This window comes from Arthrobacter sp. StoSoilB5 (genome assembly GCF_019977235.1).
Taxonomy (GTDB): domain Bacteria; phylum Actinomycetota; class Actinomycetes; order Actinomycetales; family Micrococcaceae; genus Arthrobacter.
In genome coordinates this window covers 3417364-3435914 of the sequence record NZ_AP024646.1, presented here as the reverse complement: position 1 = coordinate 3435914, position 18551 = coordinate 3417364, and the positions used below count along the sequence as shown (strand labels likewise).

Here is an 18551-nt window from a genome sequence, read left to right as displayed (position 1 = left end):
CATATCCGAAAACGTCGAGCCCGAAGCTACGGGGCCCACTAGGCTTTTGCCATGCAGAACATCATCGAATTCAGCGGACCTGTGCTTGTGGCAGGAGACGACCAACGGCACGGGTTGTGGTCCGTCGATGGCAGGCTGACCTTCCAACGTCCCGCCGCACCGCCCGATTCCGTGCTGGACGGATGGGTCCTTCCCGGTTTTGTTGACGCCCATTGCCATATTGGACTTGGCGTTGGTGGGACGGTAGATGAGCAGACTACGCTTGCCCAGGCGCAGGCGGACCTTAAGGCCGGCACGTTGCTGATCCGCGATGCTGGGTCGCCCAGCGACACGCGATGGGTCCAGCAGCGCCAGGACCTGCCCCGACTCATCAGGGCAGGCCGCCACATCGCACGCAGCCGCCGGTACCTGCGCGGCTTGGGCCATGAAGTCGAGCCGGACGAGCTCGTGGAGACGGTCCGCAAGGAAGCCCGTGACGGAGACGGGTGGGTGAAGATCGTCGGAGACTGGATCGACCGCGACGCCGGTGACCTTGCAGTTTCCTTTCCCGCGGACGTGGTCCGGGATGCCATCGCCGCCGCCCATGATGAAGGTGCCCGGGTGACGGCCCACTGTTTCGCTGAAGACACCATTGACGACATGCTCAACGCCGATATTGATTGCATTGAACACGCCACCGGCCTCTTGCCCCGGCACATTCCCCGTCTCGTGGAGCAGTCCGTGCCGATTGTTCCTACGTTGGTCAACATTGCGACTTTTCCGGATATCGCCGCCCAAGCTGCCCCAAAGTTTCCTGGGTACGCCGACCACATGACGCGTCTGTGGGAACGACGCCGTGAACGGGTGTTGGAGGCTTTTGAAGCCGGCGTGACGATTTTTGCGGGAACAGATGCCGGCAGCGTGATCAAGCACGGCCGTATAGCGGATGAGATGCAGGAACTGCACGACGCCGGCCTGCCGCCAACCGCTGTCCTCGACGCTGCGTGCTGGGGCGCACGAAAGTGGCTGGGAGCTGAGGGTATCAGCGAAGGTGCCAGTGCCGACGTCGTGGTCTGCCGTGAGGATCCTCGCCAGAGGATCGGTACTGTCGGGAGCCTGAATCATGTTGTCCTGCGAGGAAACGTCGTCCGCTAGGAATAAATTGAAGCTTCAAGTAATTTAGATAGGTAGAACGTGCCGAAGGGCGGCCACCTATAAACCGGGAGCTTCACATGACCACAGCATCAAGCCAGGACCTCCTTCCTGCCGAACTCACCATGGGCACCGTCATGCTCAAGGTTGGCGACATGAAGCTCATGAGCGACTACTACCAAAGGGCCCTGGGCCTTGAGGTAGTTGCCGAGCAGGATGGCGGACTTTACCTGGGGCGGCTGGGGAAGCCGGTGGTTCACCTCGCACCCGCCGCCGGCCTGCAGATTCCGGGTCGCGGCGAAGCGGGACTTTTCCATACGGCCATCCTTTTCCAGGACCAGCCGTCCCTGGCGGCCACTATCGCCACGGCCGCCGAATATGAACCCCGCGCGTTTGTGGGCAGCGCCGACCATCTGGTGAGTGAAGCGTTCTATTTCACTGATCCCGAAGGTAATGGGATTGAGCTCTATTACGACAAGCCGCGCGAAGTCTGGCAGTGGGACGGGAAAAATGTGGTGATGGACAATGTTGCCCTGCCGCCCCAGCGCTTCCTTCAACAGCACTTGAGTGAGGCCGCCGTGACTGGCCAGCGGGAAGCCGCTGCCGGCGTCGGGCACGTGCACCTTCAAGTAGGTGACGTGCAGACTGCCCAGGATTTTTACGTGGACACCCTGGGTTTCGAAAGGACCGCGGGCTGGCATGGGCAGGCGTTGTTCGTTTCCGCCGGCGGATACCACCACCACATGGCGATGAACGTGTGGAACAGCCGCGGGGCCGGGCCCCGCAGGGACACCCTTGGCTTGGGCGAAGTCCTGATCGAGGTGCCGACCAGCGACGACGTCGCCGCACTGGCTGACCGGCTGAAAGTTGCGTCCGTGGCCAACCATCACACGGGCCTGGAGTTGCAATTTGAAGACCCCTGGCGCAACAGGCTGCGCGTCGCCGTGCGCTAAGTTGCCTCGCGCTGCTTTCGAGTGCGGTGGCCCGGACTGCACTAGGCTGGGCTTTGGTGGTATTCGTTCTTTTTGGGCCGTTGCCGCCGCCCCGTCAGCACGAAGGAATGAGAGTACTCTCCATGGGCTTTGCCGAAATTTTTGTAGCCACCCACGATGAAGCACTCAAGAGGGCCGCTGCCTTGGACCGGGGCGCCGATGTTACGGGACCTGCCGTCAGGATTGATGGCATCACCGACTTTGAGGTCGAGCAGCTGGGAGACCTTGCTGGCCAGGCCGTCCACGCTGCCGGTGCCGATTATGAGCTGGCTCTGGTTGATGTCACCAGCGATGCCCTCCTCGGCGTTCCCGAGGCCATGGTGCGGGCGCTTGCCGAACTTCTTACCTATGAAAGCGAAGGCGACGGAAACGTTCTCGACGACGTCGCCGCGGCCTGGGCTGCGCAGGAGGACATGCCTTTTGGTGCGGATGAATCGCGTCAGTACGTCCAGCAGTTGGCCGCTTTGGCAACTGACGTTGAAAAGGCGGAACGTTCAGGGCTCTACGTCTGGTCCGTCTGACCATTGGTACGTTCCGGACCGCGCTGACAATCAAGAAACAGTGCCCGGAGTGGCGTAAGTCGTAATTACTTCCGGCATCTGGCACAATGGTCAGGTACTTGATTGGCGCGGCCCCTCTCTCCGTGCCCAAATCTTGTCCTTTTGGAACCCCCAAGTATGGCCCGCCCCACGGGTGCAGAACGTCGGGTTCAACCCCGTTTCAGAAACAGGAGTGACCACAAAAGTGGCCGTAAAGATTCGCCTTAAGCGCTTCGGTAAGATGCGCGCACCGTACTACCGCATTGTCGTCATGGATGCCCGCGCCAAGCGCGATGGCCGCGCCATTGAAGAAATCGGTAAGTACCACCCCACCGAAGAGCCGTCGTACATCGAGGTCGCCTCCGAGCGCGCCCAGTACTGGCTTTCCGTTGGCGCCCAGCCGACCGAGCAGGTTGCCGCGATCCTCAAGATCACCGGTGACTGGCAGAAGTTCAAGGGCCTGCCGGGCCAGGAAGGCACCCTGAAGACCAAAGCTCCGAAGGAAGCCTTCGTAGCCCCGGAGAAGGGTTCCGTCATCATCCCGGAAGCCATCACCAAGAAGGCCAAGAAGGACGAAGCCGAAGCTCCGGCCGAGGCTGAAGCAGAGACCACCGAGGCTGAGTAAGTTGCTGGCAGAAGCGCTCGAACACTTGGTCCGTGGGATCGTTGACAGCCCTGAGGATGTCAAGGTCAGTGCCAAGAACAACCGCCGCGGGGAATCCCTCGAGGTGCGTGTTCACCAGGAGGACCTCGGACGGGTGATCGGCCGTCAGGGACGCACCGCACGCGCATTGCGCACTGTGGTTGCGGCCTTGGCAGGTGGCGAGCAGGTCAGGGTCGACGTCGTCGACACCGATCGCCGCCGGTAACGCGCTCAGCAATACTTGCCTTAGATCCGGCCCCTTCACCGAATATGGTGGAGGGGCCGGATTGCTTTATCGATCATTTCATTCCGTAGCTGCCCGGCAGCGCGGGCACAACGAGAATTCAGAGGAACCCATGCAGCTCCAGGTGGCCCGGATCGGCAAACCCCATGGCATCCGCGGCGAGGTGACGGTCCAAGTGCTTACCGACGCCCCCTCAGAGCGTTTCGTCGCCGGAACCGAGTTCGTTGTGGAGCCGGCCGCTGCTGGCCCGCTGACCATCCGAAGTGCCCGGTGGAACAAGGACATCCTCCTGCTCGGCTTCGAAGAGATTGCTGACCGCAACGCCGCCGAAGCCATTCGTGGTGCGAAGCTTTTCATCGAAACCGAAGAACTCGACGACGAAGACGACGAAGGCTGGTACGAGCACGAACTCGTTGGCCTGGAAGCGCGCGTTGGCACACAGGTTGTGGGCAAAGTTGCCGCGCTGACCACACTGCCGGTTCAGGACCTGTTGACGGTCAAGACGGAGGAAGGAAAGGAAATCCTCGTTCCCTTCGTCGACGAAATCGTTCCCGAGGTCAACATTGAGGAGGGGTTCATCCTCATCACTCCGCCTGCCGGGCTCTTCGAAATCAACGATGACACAGCAGGGGAGTCCGGGGACGGCGCCGGAGATGATGCCTGAATGAGGATCGATGTTGTCAGCATTTTCCCTGAGTACCTTGCTCCGCTTGAACTTTCGTTGATAGGCAAGGCCCGTCAGGATGGGCTGCTGGAACTTAACGTCCACGACCTCCGTACCTTCACCACTGACAAGCACCGGACCGTGGACGACACCCCTTATGGTGGCGGCGCCGGTATGGTCATGAAACCCGAGCCGTGGGCACAGGCGCTCGAATCGGTTGCCGGCGTTCGTGAGGGCGCTAAACCTGTCCTGATTGTTCCTTCGCCGGCGGGGGAGAGGTTTACCCAGGCGCTTGCCTACGAGCTCGCAGAAGAGGAACAGCTTGTCTTTGCCTGCGGACGCTACGAGGGGATTGATGAGCGTGTCATCGACTGGTCCCACGAGCACTTCACGGTGCGGCCTGTCAGCCTTGGCGACTACGTCCTCAACGGCGGCGAGGTTGCTGTCCTGGCCATGGTTGAAGCAATCGGCCGCTTGCTCCCAGGCGTTGTAGGCAACCCCGAATCCCTTATTGAAGAGTCCCACTCAGACGGGCTCCTGGAATATCCCGTGTATACCAAACCATCCTCGTGGCGGGACCACGAAGTGCCGCCGGTGCTGCTCAGCGGCAATCACGGGAAGATCGCGCAGTGGCGGCGCCATGAACAGTTCCGCCGCACTGCCGAGCGCCGTCCGGATCTCCTTGAACACTTCGACGCCGGTCAGTTGAGTCGCGCGGACCGCAACGCCCTTGCGGACCTGGGCTACGACGTCGTGGAGGGGCGCCTGCGCAGCCGTCCCGGGCACGAAGCACAATAACTGTCCGCGAATCTGCACAATTGGCCGGATGCTGCGGCGTGTGGCAGAATTAACCCTTGTGTCTGCTGGGCTAGCACCTGCCACAGGGGGAGCGTAGCCAACAGCCGGACAACCCGGTGCCGCCAAACAGTGGCGGGAACCGGACACTAAGAAACTTCGGCGGAGATTTCCGGCTGGCTTTGGTGCCGCGGGCTTGTCTGCCGTAACCCAAAGTGAATGACCTGTGGCGTTCACCAGGAGTGGATCAATGCATATCCTCGATAGCGTAGATGCAGCCTCGCTGCGTAACGATGTTCCTGAGTTCCGCGCGGGTGACACCCTCAAGGTTCACGTCAACATCATCGAAGGCAAGAACTCCCGTATCCAGGTATTCCAGGGCTTCGTCCTGGGCCGCCAGGGTGACGGCGTTCGCGAAACCTTCACCGTGCGCAAGGTTTCCTTCGGTGTCGGCGTAGAGCGTACCTTCCCGGTGCACTCCCCGATCATCGACAAGATCGAGGTCGTCACCAAGGGTGACGTCCGTCGTGCCAAGCTTTACTACATGCGCGCACTGCGCGGTAAGGCTGCGAAGATCAAGGAAAAGCGCGACTTCGCCAAGTAAGTCCACCGACTTACGCAACGGGTCCAGGATTCGTGCCCGGTTCGTTCCGGAGCAATCCGCAACGCAACAGGGATACGAGTCATGGACACAGCCGAACGCCAGCCCCGGAAACAGGGCTGGCGTTTTGCTTTGCTGGCATTGGTCCTTGCCGTCGCAATCAGCGGGTTGGTCCGCTCCCTGTGGATCGACGTCTACTACATTCCTTCCGAGTCCATGGAGCCGTTGCTCGGCACCGGGGATAGGATCCTGGTTTCACGCACAGCATTCACCACGGATCCCATCAAGCGCGGGGACGTCGTTGTCTTTGATGGGCGTGGATCGTTTGCCCCGCTCAGCAGCGGTAGGGGTCCATTTGTTGACGCGGCTGCAGCTGTGAGCCAGTGGCTCGGGCTTACGGGTAGCGACACCACGTACGTGAAGCGGGTCATTGGTGTTCCGGGGGACCACGTTCAGTGCTGCTCCGTCGATGGGCGCCTCACAGTGAACAGTCAGGTACTTGAGGAACCCTATGTTTACCCCGGCGATGAACCCAGCACACAGAAGTTCGACGTCGTGGTCCCCGCGGGACGGCTCTGGCTGATGGGCGACCACCGATCCCGCTCTGCTGATTCCCGAGGATTGCTGGGAGCGCCCGGTGGAGGAATGGTCCCGCTGGACCGGGTGATCGGCAGACCGGTCCAGATCATCTGGCCGCTTGATAGATTTGCAGAAGTGCCTCGCACCACGCAGGCCGAACCATCAAAGAACGGACAATAAATGCCGGACAGAGTTCCCGAGAATCCCGAGCCGCACGACGACGACGTGCGGCTCTCGGACGGGACGGCTGGCGTCGCCGGTGTGGCTGAGCCCCGCCCGGTCGATGACACTGCTGACGCTACCGGCAACAAAGCGGACGAGGGCGATAAGCCCCGCAGGAACCCTGTCCTTGGCTGGTTGAAGGAAATCGTCACGGTCGTGGCGATTGCCGTGGTGCTCTCCTTCCTTATCAAGACATTCCTTTTCCGGGCGTTCTACATTCCATCTGAATCGATGGAAAACACCTTGGACGTGAATGACCGCATCTTCATCAACCTGCTGGTGCCGGAGCCCTTCGCCTTGGAACGCGGCGATGTAGTGGTCTTCAAGGATTCGCAGGGATGGCTTCCGGCAGTTCTGAAAAAACCGGCCGGCCCTCTTGACTGGGTAGGCGACACCTTGGAATTCGTTGGCTTGGCGGCCGACGACAATGAACAGCATCTGGTCAAGCGGGTTATCGGGCTCCCGGGTGACCACGTTTCCTGCTGTGACGCGCAAGGTCGCCTCAGTATCAATGGTGTTCCCGTGGACGAAACTTACGTCAACCCCTCGGAAGTACCGCAGCCCAACCCGTTCGACATCATCGTTCCAGAGGGCAAAGTCTGGGTTATGGGAGACAACCGCAACCACTCGGCCGATTCCCGGGCGCACCAGGAAGTCAATGGTGGTTTCATTAATATCGAGGACGTCGAAGGCAAAGCCACGGTCATAGCCTGGCCCGTCAAACGGTGGACTGTGCTGGACAATTACCCTGATGTCTTCAAGAACGTTCCCGCGGGCACTTCAGGAAAGTAACAGCCATGGCAAGCACCCGGCTGAAGACCAAGGCACCGACCGAAATTCCGACCCTTGACGTCGAGCGTTCCTTCCTGTCTCCCCGCGTGCGGTTGCTGGCTGGCGTGGACGAGGTTGGCAGGGGTGCACTGGCTGGCCCTGTGAGTGTGGGAATCGCCGTGGTCAACCTCGAGGACCACGCCCTACTGGCCGATGTCCGGGACAGCAAGTTGCTCAAGCCCGAGGACCGCGACCGGTTGGAGCCTCTGGTCCGGGACTGGGCCGTAGCATCTGCAGTTGGCCATGCGTCCGCCCGGGAAATCGATGACGTCGGTATCATAGCGGCCCTGCGCCTGGCGGGAACGCGGGCATGGTTTGAGATCCTCGCCGGTGGCGTCACGCCTGATGTGGTGTTGTTGGATGGCAGCCACAATTGGCTCTCTCCGGAAGTTCAAGCGTCACTGTTCGACACCGCGTCCACGGGACCTTGGTGTGAAGCTCCCGTCCATACGAGGGTGAAAGCGGATATGAGCTGCCTGAGCGTGGCCGCTGCCAGTGTCCTGGCCAAAGTAGCCCGCGACCGCATCATGGTGGATCTGCACTCTGAAGTACCTGCCTACGGCTGGAACGAAAACAAGGGTTACGCCACCGCAGCGCACCGCGAAGTGATCAGGCTGCAGGGTCCCAGTCCCTACCACCGGACAAGCTGGAACCTGACTGGACCAGATGTGTCCTAAAGGCTTGCTACGCAGCGTCTGTCCTGCGGATGGCGTCCGGTGCGCGGCAGATGGTGCAAGATGGAACTATGAGCGCCGAGGACCTTGAGAACTATGAAACCGACATGGAGCTGCAGCTCTACCGCGAATACCGGGACGTTGTCGGTTTGTTCAGCTACGTTGTCGAAACTGAGCGGCGTTTCTACTTGGCCAACCATGTTGATTTACAAGCCCGCAGTGCAGACGGCGAAGTCTATTTTGATTTGACCTTGCAGGATGCTTGGGTTTGGGACGTCTACCGTTCAGCCCGCTTCGTGAAAAATGTCCGGGTCATTACCTTCAAGGACGTCAACGTCGAGGAACTGCCACGCAACGAGGATCTTGCGTTGCCCAAGGACGGTGGCCTCGGAGACCTGGGCGATCTCGGAAACTAGCCCCGCATCCGCGCTTAACTCTTCCTCCACAACACGGTGATGTGACGGGTTTACCCACATAGCGCCAGGACTGTCTGTCACCGGCCGCTGCCAGCGATAAAGCTGGGTAGCGGAGGTGGTGCTCATGAGGGCAAAAGACATTCTTGGCCGTAACGGCGAGGCTTTGGCGGCAGGATTCCTGGAAGGCCAGGGCATGCGGATCGTCGATCGAAATTGGCGGTGCGTCGACGGTGAAATCGACATCGTGGCGCTGGAGGGTGACACCCTGGTGGTCGCGGAAGTTAAGACCCGCAGCAGCCTGGATTACGGACATCCCTTTGAAGCAGTAGGTCCAGCCAAACTGGCACGGTTGCACCGGCTCGCGGCGTCGTGGTGCCGTGAGCATGAACTGAATGCTCCGCGAAGACGTGTAGATGTGGTGTCAGTCATCCATAACGGCATTGGGGATCCCCAAATGGAACACCTGAGGGGTGTTGGCTGATGGGGGTGGGGCGCAGCTACTGCATTGCCTTGGTGGGACTTAACGGTTACATCGTGGAGGTAGAAGCCGATATCGGACAGACCCTTCCCGCATTCGTGATTCTGGGACTACCTGATGCCGCACTAAACGAAGCCAAAGAACGGATACGCTCCGCGGCACAAAACTCGGGAATTCCCTTGAGCCGGCGGAAGATCACGGCCAACCTCATTCCGGCATCCTTGCCCAAGCGGGGTTCGGGTTTTGACCTGGCCATCACCATGGCTGTTCTCCGTGCTGCGGAGGACATTCGATCCATCGATGGAACGGTATTCATAGCTGAGCTCGGTTTGGATGGCCGGTTGCGGCCAGTGAGGGGCATCCTTCCTGCAGTCATGGCCGCTGTGCAGGCAGGATATCCGGAGATTGTGGTCGCCGAAGCAAACGTCGCTGAGGCAGCGCTGGTACCGGGGGCACAAGTCAGGGGATACCGGACCCTCGCCCGCCTTGCGTACGATTTCGGTGCGGACCCGAAAGACCTCGCCCTGGACTACGACCCGACCGGCAGTGATCCGGAGGATGGGAACGATGACGCCATGGGCATCGTGCCTGATCTTTCCGACGTTTCCGGGCAATCTGATGCCCGGCGTGCGCTGGAGGTCGCTGCCGCCGGTAGCCACCATATGCTCCTGACCGGTCCACCGGGTGCGGGTAAGACGATGCTTGCAGAGCGTTTGCCGGGACTCTTACCTGATCTGGAGGACAAGGCAGCAATGGAGGTTACTGCCATCCACTCCCTGGCAGCGGTCCGCTCATCTACAGGCACGTTGCTTCGGAGGCCGCCGTTCGAGAATCCCCACCACAGTGCCACTGCAGCTGCCATCATCGGAGGTGGCTCGGGACTTCCCCGCCCCGGTGCTGCCTCCCGGGCACACCGAGGGGTCCTCTTCCTTGACGAGGCTCCAGAATATGAACGGCGCGTCCTGGATGCCTTGCGCCAGCCCCTGGAGAGCGGCGAACTGGTGATTCACCGTTCGGCAGGAACAGCGGCTTACCCTGCGAGGTTCCAATTGGTGCTGGCAGCCAATCCTTGCCCCTGCGGCAAAGCCTCGGGCAAGGGGATGGACTGCACATGCACGGCACTCATGCGCAGGCGGTACTTCGGGCGCATATCGGGTCCCCTCTTGGATCGCGTCGACATACAACTCCAGGTGGAGCGCGTCTCCCTTGCTGACTTTGGACAGTCCGGCACGGAAGAGGGCACGGACGCTGTCGCAGGGCGCGTACTTGCTGCGAGGCAGAGGCAAGCCGAACGTCTGGGGGCGTTCGGCATCGAGACCAACTCGCAAGTGCCGGGACGCACCCTGCGCGGGGAACTGAGGCTGGCACCTGGCACCACCCGCATCCTGGACACGGCCCTGGAACGAGGCATTCTCACGGCCCGCGGCTATGACCGCGTTCTCCGATTGGCCTGGACGCTGGCAGACCTGGACCATAGCAACATTCCCTCCGCAGACCACATCGGACAAGCGCTCGGCCTCCGACAAGCGACGGCAACGGCATGAAGGACAACGTGATGAAGGAAGGCACAGGCGCAAGGGTGCTGGGAACGCAGGAAAAGGAAAAGATTGCGCGGGCAGCATTGGCCCGTCTGATGGAACCGCAGGATTCCGTGGGACTCGCATTGGTTCATGCAGTTGGAGCAGTTGACGCGCTGGGTATCGCGACGGGCGAACTCGCTGCCGGCCCAGGGCTTGAACAGGAGATCTCCGCCTTGCTGGCGGAAAGCGGAGGGTCGGCATCCTGGGCGGGGCTCGCGGACAGCAAGCGGCGCTGGGCTCCGCGTGTCCCGGACCTCGCGCCGGACCGCGACCTGGAGACGATGAAGAGACTCGGTGGCCGCCTGATTGTTCCGGGTGACGAGCTATGGCCTGGGCAGTTGTCGGACCTGGGCCTGCAGGAGCCGCTGTGCCTGTGGTGGCGGGGACACGAGCAACCCCTTCCGCCAGCCCGGCAGACCATCGCATTGGTGGGGTCCAGGGACAGCACAAGCTATGGAGCGTCGGTTACGGGGGATCTTGCCTACGGTTTGGCCCAACGCGGCTACTGCGTAGTTTCCGGGGGCGCCTACGGCATTGACGCCCACGCCCATCGTGGGGCCCTCCGTAGCGGGGCCGCAACCGTACCAACCATTGCGGTCATGGCAGGGGGCGTGGACCGCTTCTATCCATCCGGAAACGAGGACCTTCTTCGTGCCGTGGCCAACCAAGGTGCCGTGATTTCCGAGGTTCCACCCGGCTCTGCCCCGACACGGTATCGATTCCTGCAGCGAAACCGCCTCATCGCTGCGCTGGCATCTGTCACGGTGGTGGTCGAAGCCCGGTGGCGCTCAGGCGCACTCAACACAGCCCATCATGCTGAGGGCATAGGAAGGGTAGTGGCAGCTGTTCCCGGATCCATTCACAGTGCGAACTCGGCTGGTTGCCACCGGCTGCTTCGGGATGGTGGGGCGATCTGCGTGACGGACGTCGGAGAAATAGCTGAACTGGCCGGTCAGAACGGCGAGATGATGGTCACTGACAAAGATTCGGCGGCAGCACCCCATGATGGTTTGTCCTTGGAAGACCTGATTCTCCTGGACGCCTTGCCGCTTCGATCAGTGAGCTCCGTGGAAAAACTCACGGTAGTTGCCGGCCTCAGCCCGGACTCTGTGCGTGCCGGCCTGGGGCGCTTGGGACTTCTAGGACTGGCATCCTCTGAACGGGGGGCCTGGAAGCGAACCAAGAATGCCTGAGGCGGGCAGGTAGCGAAGCATGTTGATGCACCCGGACGGTGCATGTTGCTGGCAAAGTGGAAGGGTGGACGCAGAATCATTGCCGGCATCGCTGGAGAGCGCCGTGGAGGGCTTCGAACGCTATCTCCGCGGTGAGCGCGCGAGATCGGCACATACAGTCCGCGCGTATATGGCAGATGTGCATAGCCTTCTCGGATTCGCCGTCCAGGAGGGCATACGCAATCTCGATCAATTGGAGCTGGGTTCCCTCCGTCGCTGGCTAGGGGCGCAAAGTGAAGCAGGGATGGCCCGGTCCACTCTCGCCCGCCGTGCCGCTACCGCCAGGTCGTTTACGCGGTGGGCCCTGAGGGAGGAACTGATCGCCACGGATCCTGCCATTCGCCTGCAAGCGCCCAAACGGGAGAAGTCGTTGCCGGGAGTCCTCCAGCAGCAGCAAATTGCCAGGCTGGTAGATAGCCTGGATACCGCCGCGGCGGATGGAGGTCCACTGGCCCTCCGGGACCGTGCCATGGTGGAGCTGCTGTACGCGTCGGGTGTGCGCGTCGGGGAGCTTGCGGGGCTGGACATCGATGATGTGGATCCGGATCGAAGGACCCTCCGTGTCATTGGCAAGGGAAACAAGGAGCGGACCGTTCCGTTCGGAGTTCCGGCTGCCGCTGCCGTCAACGACTGGTTACGCCGGGGACGGCCGACGCTGGTAAATGCAACGAGCGGGCCAGCCCTGTTCGTGGGCGTGAGGGGAAACCGCGTTGACCCACGCCAAGTCCGTGCAGTTGTGGCCGCCTTGCTGCAAGCCCTTGGCGACACCGCTGCAACCGGGCCCCACGCATTGAGGCATAGTGCCGCCACCCACTTGCTCGATGGTGGGGCCGACCTTCGGGCGGTGCAGGAAATTCTTGGCCACAGCAGCCTCGCCACTACCCAGATATACACCCATGTTTCCGTGGACAGGCTTCGGAAGAGTTACCAGCAAGCCCATCCTCGCGCCTGAAGATGACGGCCAGGGAGTTGCACTGGCGGAAAAGGGAAGGGTACGGCAAAATGAAAGCACCACCGCCGAACCTTCAATTTAGGGTTGAGGGTTCGTTTCGTGCCAGAATCAAAGAGTCTTAGCTAATTGAATAGCCTGCAGGGTCCATAAGAATGACAGGGCCGGGCAGCAACAGCAAACATCCGTGGCAGAGGTCGTTGGGGAAGACGTACCTACAGCTATGGAGGATGGAATGTCTGTTGCAACAACCCGCGGTGTCCTGTTCGTGCACTCGGCCCCTACGGCACTGTGCCCGCACGTTGAGTGGGCTATCGGATCGGTCGTGGACAAGCGGACCGATCTTGAGTGGACCCCTCAGCCAGCTGCGCCCGGAATGTTTCGGGCTGAATTGTCCTGGACCGGCACGCCCGGCACCGGGGCCCAGTTGGCGTCCGCTCTTCGGGGCTGGGCGCATTTGCGGTATGAGGTCACTGAAGAACCGAGCCAAGGCGTGGACGGGGCCCGCTGGTCGCATACCCCTGAGCTCGGCATTTTCCATGCGGTCACAGACGTGCATGGAAACATCATGGTGAGTGAGGACCGCATCCGCTATGCCTATGAGTCAGGAGCGGGAGACCCTTCGGCCGTTTACCACGAACTGTCGTTGGCCCTGGGTGAGGCCTGGGACGAGGAGCTGGAGCCCTTCCGCCACGCAGCTGAAGGCGCTCCGGTCCGGTGGCTGCACCAAGTTGGTTAGCTGTACGTAGAACCACACCCCATAGCAATGAAGAGGGCCCCACCTGGTGGTGGGGCCCTCTTCACGTCTCAATGAGGCAAAGCCCGTCTTAGACGTTGCGCACCGCGATGACGGCGTTGTGTCCGCCAAATCCGAACGAGTTGCTCAGCGCGACGATGTCACCTGCGGGCAAGTCACGAGCGGAGGTCACGACGTCGAGCGGGATCTCGGGATCCTGGTTCTCAAGGTTGATTGTGACCGGTGCCTTGCGCTCATAGACAGCCAAGACGGTGAGGACGGCTTCTACAGCCCCGGAGGCACCCAGGAGGTGGCCCATCTGGGATTTGGTGGCAGAGACCGCAACGTTGTCCACGTGGGTCCCCAGGGCGGCACGCAGGGCCGTGTACTCGGGCTTGTCGCCAACCGGGGTGGAGGTGGCGTGGGCATTGACGTGGACTACGTCTTCGGCCTGGATCCGGCCGTCGAACATCGCGGCCTTCAGTGCGCGCGTGGCACCAAGGCCTTCGGGATCGGGGGCCGTGATGTGGTAGGCGTCAGCCGTTACCGAGGTTCCGGCAAGCTCAGCGTAGATGCGCGCGCCGCGGGCGATCGCATGCTCTTCTGCTTCGAGTACCAGCGCGCCGGCACCCTCACCCATGACAAAGCCATCGCGGTCTACGTCGTAGGGCCGGGAAGCACGCTCGGGCTCGTCATTGCGGCGTGAGAGCGCCTGCATGGACGAGAAGGCTGCCAAGGGCATCGGGTGGATAGCGGCTTCGGCTCCACCGCACATGACGACGTCGGCCTTGCCGGAACGGATCAGGTCCAAGCCAAGGTGCAGGGCCTCGGTACCGGATGCGCAAGCGGAAACAGGGGTATGCGCTCCGGCGCGGGCGCCCAAGTCAAGGCTGACGGCAGCGGCCACGCCATTGGGCATGAGCATTGGAACGGTCATGGGCAGGACGCGGCGCGGACCCTTCTCCCTGAGCGTGTCCCATGCATCAAGGAGCGTCCATACGCCGCCGATGCCCGTGGCAAAAGCCACCGCCAGGCGGTCGTGGTCGATGTCCTCGATGCCTGAGTCAGCCCATGCTTCCCGGGCAGCGATGACGCCAAACTGCGTGGACGGATCCATGCGCTTGGCTTCTACCCGGCTCAGGACTTCCAGGGCGGGCGTCGAGCACCTGGCCGCAAAGTGGACGGGGAGGTCGTACTTAGCCACCCACTCGTCTTCGAGCGTGCGGGCACCTGAGACCCCTTTCAGCGCGTTCTGCCACATTGTGGGGACGTCGCCGCCGATGGGAGTGGTGGCCCCCAGACCGGTTATGACTACTTTGCGTGCCATGCGATCACTCTCTGTCGGATCAGCCGTCCCCTCTGCGGATTTGCGGGGGGCGGCAGGAAAAACTTTGGGCGTTACTGCGGCTGTGCCGGGCCAGGATTAAGCATCCTGGCCCGGCACAGCTGGTACCAGGCTTAGGCCTGGGCGTTTGCGATGAAGCTGACGGCGTCGCCGACGGTCTTGAGGTTCTTGACCTCTTCGTCAGGGATGCGCACGCCGAACTTCTCTTCGGCGTTCACGACGATGGTCATCATGGAGATGGAGTCGATGTCCAGGTCCTCGGTGAAGGACTTGTCCAGCTCGACAGCTTCGGTAGCCAGGCCTGTTTCTTCGTTGACGATTTCAGCCAGGCCGGCCAGGATTTCTTCGTTGCTAGCCATTGTTGGCTCCTTTTCTTGTTGTGCCGGCTATGCCGGAAAGGGGGCAAACCGCGGTTACGGTTTGGGTTTGTAAGTCATATTCAGTTGGCTGGAGGCCACCGGGCCGGTCCAGGTCTTATGGCAGAACGACTACTTGGGCGCCAAACACCAATCCGGCGCCGAAGCCGATCTGCAGGGCCAGCCCACCGCTGAGTTCAGGGTTCTCCTGGAGCAGGCGGTGCGTGGCCAGGGGGATGGAAGCAGCTGACGTATTGCCGGCTTGGGCGATGTCGCGGCCAACCACAACGGTCTCCGGAAGCTTCAGCTTCTTCACCATCTCGTCGATGATCCGCATGTTGGCCTGGTGCGGCACGAAAGCCGCGAGGTCGCTGGCTTCGATGCCGGCAGCGTCGAGTGCCTGCTGCGCGACCTTGGCCATTTCCCAGACGGCCCAGCGGAACACCGTCTGGCCGTCCTGGCGCAGCGTCGGCCAAACATCCTGCGCGGCGGAAATAATCGCCTGGTCATCGGACTCATCCGAATGGCGGGCAGTCTCCCCAAGGGTGCGGACTTCGTCGAGGGAATGCGTCATGCCGATCGCGTTCCACTTGCTGCCATCCGAGCCCCACACAGACGGTCCGATGCCGGGAGTATCGGACGGTCCCACCACTACGGCGCCGGCACCGTCGCCGAGCAGGAACGAGATGGTGCGTTCGTGGTTGTCGATGACATCCGAGAGTTTCTCGGCGCCAACCACCAGGACATATTCGGCAGAACCGGAGCGCACCAACGCATCAGCCTGGGCCACGCCGTAGCAGTACCCCGCACAGGCGGCGGAGATGTCGAAGGCGGGTGCCGGCGTCGCGCCCAAACGCTCGGTAAGGGCAGCGGCGGCCGACGGCGTTGCGTAAGGGTGGGTCACGGTGGAGACGATGACTGCACCCAGCTGGGAAGGTTCGATCCCCGCCCGCTGGATGGCTTCGCGGGCGGCACCTTCGGCCATGTCGATGACGCTGACACCAGCGGGTGCGCGGTGGCGCGTGATGATACCGGTGCGCTGGCGGATCCATTCATCCGAGGAATCGATCCACTGGCAGACGTCGTCGTTGGTGACGATGACATCGGGACGGTAAGCGCCGATACCCAGGATGCGGGCATTCTCGTTGACCTTGGCCTTGTTGAGTACCGGGGTGCTCACGCTTGTCCCTCCAATTCGGCGAAGAGTGCCAGCGCCGCGGACAAATCATCCGGAGTTTTGACGGCAACTGTCTTGACCCCTGGCATTCCACGCTTGGCCAGGCCGGCGAGCGTACCGGCGGGAGCCAGCTCGATTACACCGGTAACTCCACGTGCCGTGAGATTCTCCATGCACTGGTCCCACCGGACGGGCCTGGACACTTGTGCAATCATGCTGTCGACGGCGGCAGAACCTGCCGTAACTTCCTTACCGTCGTAGTTGGACAGCAGGGGGACCTTGGGGTCCTGCGGAGACAAGGAAGGCTTCAGTGCTTCCAGCGCGCTGACGGCGGGAGCCATGTGCGACGTGTGGAAGGCGCCGGCAACCTTCAAGGGGATGACGCGTGCCTTGGCCGGAGGGTTGTCCGCCAAGGCCTTGAGCTGCTCGAACGTTCCTGCGGCGACTGTCTGGCCAGCCCCGTTGACGTTGGCAGGAGTGGCGCCGGATGCCTCGATGGCCGCGAGGACCTCTGCGGGATCGCCACCCACCACGGCGCTCATGCCTGTGGGGGTTACGGCCGCTGCGGCGGCCATGCTGTTGGCACGCTCGCGGACGAAGGTCATGGCTTCCTGCTCCGTGAGGACGCCCGCAAGGGCTGAAGCCGTGATTTCACCGACGGAGTGCCCTGCAAGGACCACAGGAAGTGTGCTGAGTTCGACATCGAACAAAGACTTGGCTGCCACCAGGCCTGCGGCAACGATCAGCGGTTGGGCCACTGCGGTGTCTTTGATGGTTTCTTCATCAGAGGTGGTTCCGTGGGCTTTGAGGTCGATGCCTGCGATCTCGCTCAGGGTGGCCAATTGGCCTTCGACGGAGGGGAGTTCCAGCCAAGGGGCCAAAAATCCAGGGGTCTGGGAGCCCTGTCCAGGGCAGACGATTGCAAGCACGTATCCAGCTTTCCAAATTGCCACGTGATCCACTGGTGTTTTCGTACACCAAGCTCACTGGGTCAGTTTGTAGGAAGTCTACAACGGTTCAGTTCTGTGAACGCGATGCGTGACGCTCGGGGGCGGCTTTGGGCTGGGCCGAAAGCCGGCCCACCACCAAGGCAGTTTGAAGTACGAAAGCTTCCCTCGGGAGGAGCGGATCCCAGCCTGTCACATCGCAGACACGCTTCAAACGGTAGCGCACAGTGTTGGCATGGACGAACAATTCACGCGCCGTGGCCTCCAATGAATGGCCCAGCTCAAGGTAGGTTCCCAGGGTTTCCACCAGGCCGTTTGAGGCCGCCAGCAGCGGGCGGTAAATGTTCTTGATGAGTGATCGCCGGGCCGCATCATCCCCGGAAACAACGCGTTCCGGGAGGAGGTCGTCCGCTGCAACGGGTCGCGGAGCGGAGGGCCAGGCGCGGGCAGCGGTAAGGCCGGCGAAGGCGGCTTGGGCGGAATTACTGGCCTCCAGCAACGAGCCCGCCTCAGGCCCATATACAACGGCGCCCGGGGCAAACAGTTCACTGAGCTTTACGTATGCCGTATCGCGGTCCTGGACTCCGCCGAGGATGAGGATGAGGCGGTCGCCTTGAATTCCTACCAGCGCGTCTTCGGCAAAACGGCCCGCCGTCCGGCGTAAGTCACTGACGTAACTTGCACTGGGTTCCGATGGCGAGTTGCCCACCATGACCGTGAAGCGCTCCTGCGCTTTCCAGCCCAGGGCGGCAATCCTTGATCGCAACGCGTCCGTGTTTTCGCCCCGCAGGATCGCGTCCACGATCAACGCTTCAAGCCGGGTATCCCAGGATCCGCGTGATTCAGCAGCGCGGGCATAGACATCCGCGGCTGCGAACGCCACTTCACGGGAATAGCGCAGCACGGCTTCACGCAGCGAAGGCTGGTCCGATTCGGGGGCGATGACCGGAACCTGGTCTTCGACAACCTCCACAACAATGCGGATCAACTGCAAGGCTTTCTGCAGGCTGATGGAGCGGGTCAGTTCAGTTGGCGCGTTGCCAAAAACATCCGTCAGGATCCAGGACGGCGAACTGGGTCGCTCATACCACGTCACGAAAGCGGCAATGCCGTTTTGGGCCACGAGTCCCAACGCGGAGCGTTCATCAGAGCTCAGCCGGCTGTACCAAGGCAGGGATTTCTCAAGCTGCCGCATGGTGCTGGTGGACAATTGCCCCACGTTTGCACGGAGCTGCCGCAGAGTCTCCGCCTTTTCCGGCGACAATGCCTGGGTAGCTGCTTTGCGCTTTGTAGTTGTTTTGCTGGGCTCTGCCATGCAACGAGCATACGGTGCATCTCTGGCAAGCTCCATTTGTGCGAAGGCTACAACTTACGTTGTCGCTGGTCACGTCACGTTGAGCAGTGAAAAGGCTTTGTTAAA

The 18551-nt window shown here is 61.7% G+C and carries 22 protein-coding genes; 17 read left to right on the top strand and 5 right to left on the bottom strand.

The genetic code is table 11. The features are described 5' to 3' along the window. Positions 1 to 51: 51 nt before the first annotated feature. The 17 genes from LDN75_RS15540 (at position 52) to LDN75_RS15460 (ending at position 13309) form a co-directional block, all read left to right on the top strand. Positions 52 to 1134 carry an amidohydrolase family protein gene (locus tag LDN75_RS15540; RefSeq protein WP_223933257.1) on the top strand — a complete coding sequence of 361 codons (1083 nt, stop codon included), beginning with the start codon at positions 52 to 54 and terminating at the stop codon, positions 1132 to 1134. Positions 1135 to 1211: 77 nt separating this feature from the next. Next, positions 1212 to 2084 carry a VOC family protein gene (locus LDN75_RS15535; RefSeq protein WP_223933255.1) on the top strand — a complete coding sequence of 291 codons (873 nt, stop codon included), beginning with the start codon at positions 1212 to 1214 and terminating at the stop codon, positions 2082 to 2084. Positions 2085 to 2206: 122 nt separating this feature from the next. After that, positions 2207 to 2644, top strand: a complete 438-nt coding sequence (locus LDN75_RS15530; RefSeq protein WP_223933254.1) for a hypothetical protein — start codon at positions 2207 to 2209, stop codon at positions 2642 to 2644. 223 nt (positions 2645 to 2867) lie between these two features. After that, positions 2868 to 3287 (top strand): 30S ribosomal protein S16, encoded by a 420-nt coding sequence (gene rpsP / locus LDN75_RS15525; protein ID WP_017199647.1) that lies wholly within the window; start codon positions 2868 to 2870, stop codon positions 3285 to 3287. Between the two features lies 1 nt (position 3288). After that, a complete protein-coding gene (locus LDN75_RS15520) occupies positions 3289 to 3531 on the top strand; it encodes an RNA-binding protein (RefSeq protein ID WP_011775119.1) in 243 nt (80 codons plus the stop codon). A 130-nt stretch (positions 3532 to 3661) separates the two neighbouring features. Beyond that, positions 3662 to 4213: a ribosome maturation factor RimM gene (gene rimM / locus LDN75_RS15515; RefSeq protein ID WP_223933252.1), complete on the top strand. Its 552-nt coding sequence runs from the start codon at positions 3662 to 3664 to the stop codon at positions 4211 to 4213. Continuing rightward, positions 4214 to 5011, top strand: a complete 798-nt coding sequence (gene trmD / locus LDN75_RS15510) for a tRNA (guanosine(37)-N1)-methyltransferase TrmD (protein WP_223933250.1) — start codon at positions 4214 to 4216, stop codon at positions 5009 to 5011. Positions 5012 to 5258: 247 nt separating this feature from the next. Next, positions 5259 to 5612, top strand: a complete 354-nt coding sequence (gene rplS, locus LDN75_RS15505; protein ID WP_223933248.1) for a 50S ribosomal protein L19 — start codon at positions 5259 to 5261, stop codon at positions 5610 to 5612. Positions 5613 to 5693: 81 nt separating this feature from the next. Next, a complete protein-coding gene (lepB, locus tag LDN75_RS15500) occupies positions 5694 to 6368 on the top strand; it encodes a signal peptidase I (RefSeq protein ID WP_223933246.1) in 675 nt (224 codons plus the stop codon). Further along, positions 6369 to 7202, top strand: a complete 834-nt coding sequence (lepB, locus tag LDN75_RS15495; RefSeq protein WP_223933244.1) for a signal peptidase I — start codon at positions 6369 to 6371, stop codon at positions 7200 to 7202. It abuts the gene before it with no gap. A gap of 5 nt (positions 7203 to 7207) precedes the next feature. Next, the gene (locus LDN75_RS15490; RefSeq protein WP_223933242.1) at positions 7208 to 7918 is read left to right on the top strand and encodes a ribonuclease HII; all 711 of its coding nucleotides are present in this window, start codon (positions 7208 to 7210) and stop codon (positions 7916 to 7918) included. A gap of 68 nt (positions 7919 to 7986) precedes the next feature. Further along, entirely contained in the window at positions 7987 to 8331 is a 345-nt protein-coding gene (locus tag LDN75_RS15485) for a DUF2469 domain-containing protein (RefSeq protein ID WP_216923842.1), read from the top strand. 115 nt (positions 8332 to 8446) lie between these two features. Beyond that, complete coding sequence (locus tag LDN75_RS15480; protein WP_223933240.1) at positions 8447 to 8812, top strand: YraN family protein; 366 nt, start codon at positions 8447 to 8449, stop codon at positions 8810 to 8812. Further along, a complete protein-coding gene (locus LDN75_RS15475; protein WP_223933238.1) occupies positions 8812 to 10353 on the top strand; it encodes a YifB family Mg chelatase-like AAA ATPase in 1542 nt (513 codons plus the stop codon). Before LDN75_RS15480 ends, LDN75_RS15475 begins: the two co-directional genes overlap by 1 nt. A gap of 11 nt (positions 10354 to 10364) precedes the next feature. Further along, entirely contained in the window at positions 10365 to 11582 is a 1218-nt protein-coding gene (dprA, locus tag LDN75_RS15470) for a DNA-processing protein DprA (RefSeq protein ID WP_223933236.1), read from the top strand. A gap of 64 nt (positions 11583 to 11646) precedes the next feature. After that, complete coding sequence (locus LDN75_RS15465; RefSeq protein ID WP_223933234.1) at positions 11647 to 12573, top strand: tyrosine recombinase XerC; 927 nt, start codon at positions 11647 to 11649, stop codon at positions 12571 to 12573. A 232-nt stretch (positions 12574 to 12805) separates the two neighbouring features. After that, entirely contained in the window at positions 12806 to 13309 is a 504-nt protein-coding gene (locus tag LDN75_RS15460; protein WP_216923837.1) for a DUF3145 domain-containing protein, read from the top strand. Positions 13310 to 13397: 88 nt separating this feature from the next. On the opposite strand, the gene LDN75_RS15455 is transcribed toward LDN75_RS15460, so the two are convergent. From LDN75_RS15455 to LDN75_RS15435, 5 genes are all read right to left on the bottom strand, one after another. Continuing rightward, positions 13398 to 14633: a beta-ketoacyl-[acyl-carrier-protein] synthase II gene (locus LDN75_RS15455; protein WP_223933233.1), complete on the bottom strand. Its 1236-nt coding sequence runs from the start codon at positions 14631 to 14633 to the stop codon at positions 13398 to 13400. A 131-nt stretch (positions 14634 to 14764) separates the two neighbouring features. After that, positions 14765 to 15010 carry an acyl carrier protein gene (locus tag LDN75_RS15450; protein WP_011692310.1) on the bottom strand — a complete coding sequence of 82 codons (246 nt, stop codon included), beginning with the start codon at positions 15008 to 15010 and terminating at the stop codon, positions 14765 to 14767. 115 nt (positions 15011 to 15125) lie between these two features. Beyond that, complete coding sequence (locus LDN75_RS15445; RefSeq protein ID WP_223933232.1) at positions 15126 to 16187, bottom strand: beta-ketoacyl-ACP synthase III; 1062 nt, start codon at positions 16185 to 16187, stop codon at positions 15126 to 15128. Further along, the gene (locus LDN75_RS15440; protein WP_223937598.1) at positions 16184 to 17113 is read right to left on the bottom strand and encodes an ACP S-malonyltransferase; all 930 of its coding nucleotides are present in this window, start codon (positions 17111 to 17113) and stop codon (positions 16184 to 16186) included. The genes LDN75_RS15445 and LDN75_RS15440 overlap by 4 nt, the downstream gene beginning before the upstream one ends. A gap of 88 nt (positions 17114 to 17201) precedes the next feature. After that, positions 17202 to 18446, bottom strand: a complete 1245-nt coding sequence (locus LDN75_RS15435) for a PucR family transcriptional regulator (RefSeq protein ID WP_223933231.1) — start codon at positions 18444 to 18446, stop codon at positions 17202 to 17204. Positions 18447 to 18551 lie beyond the last annotated feature (105 nt).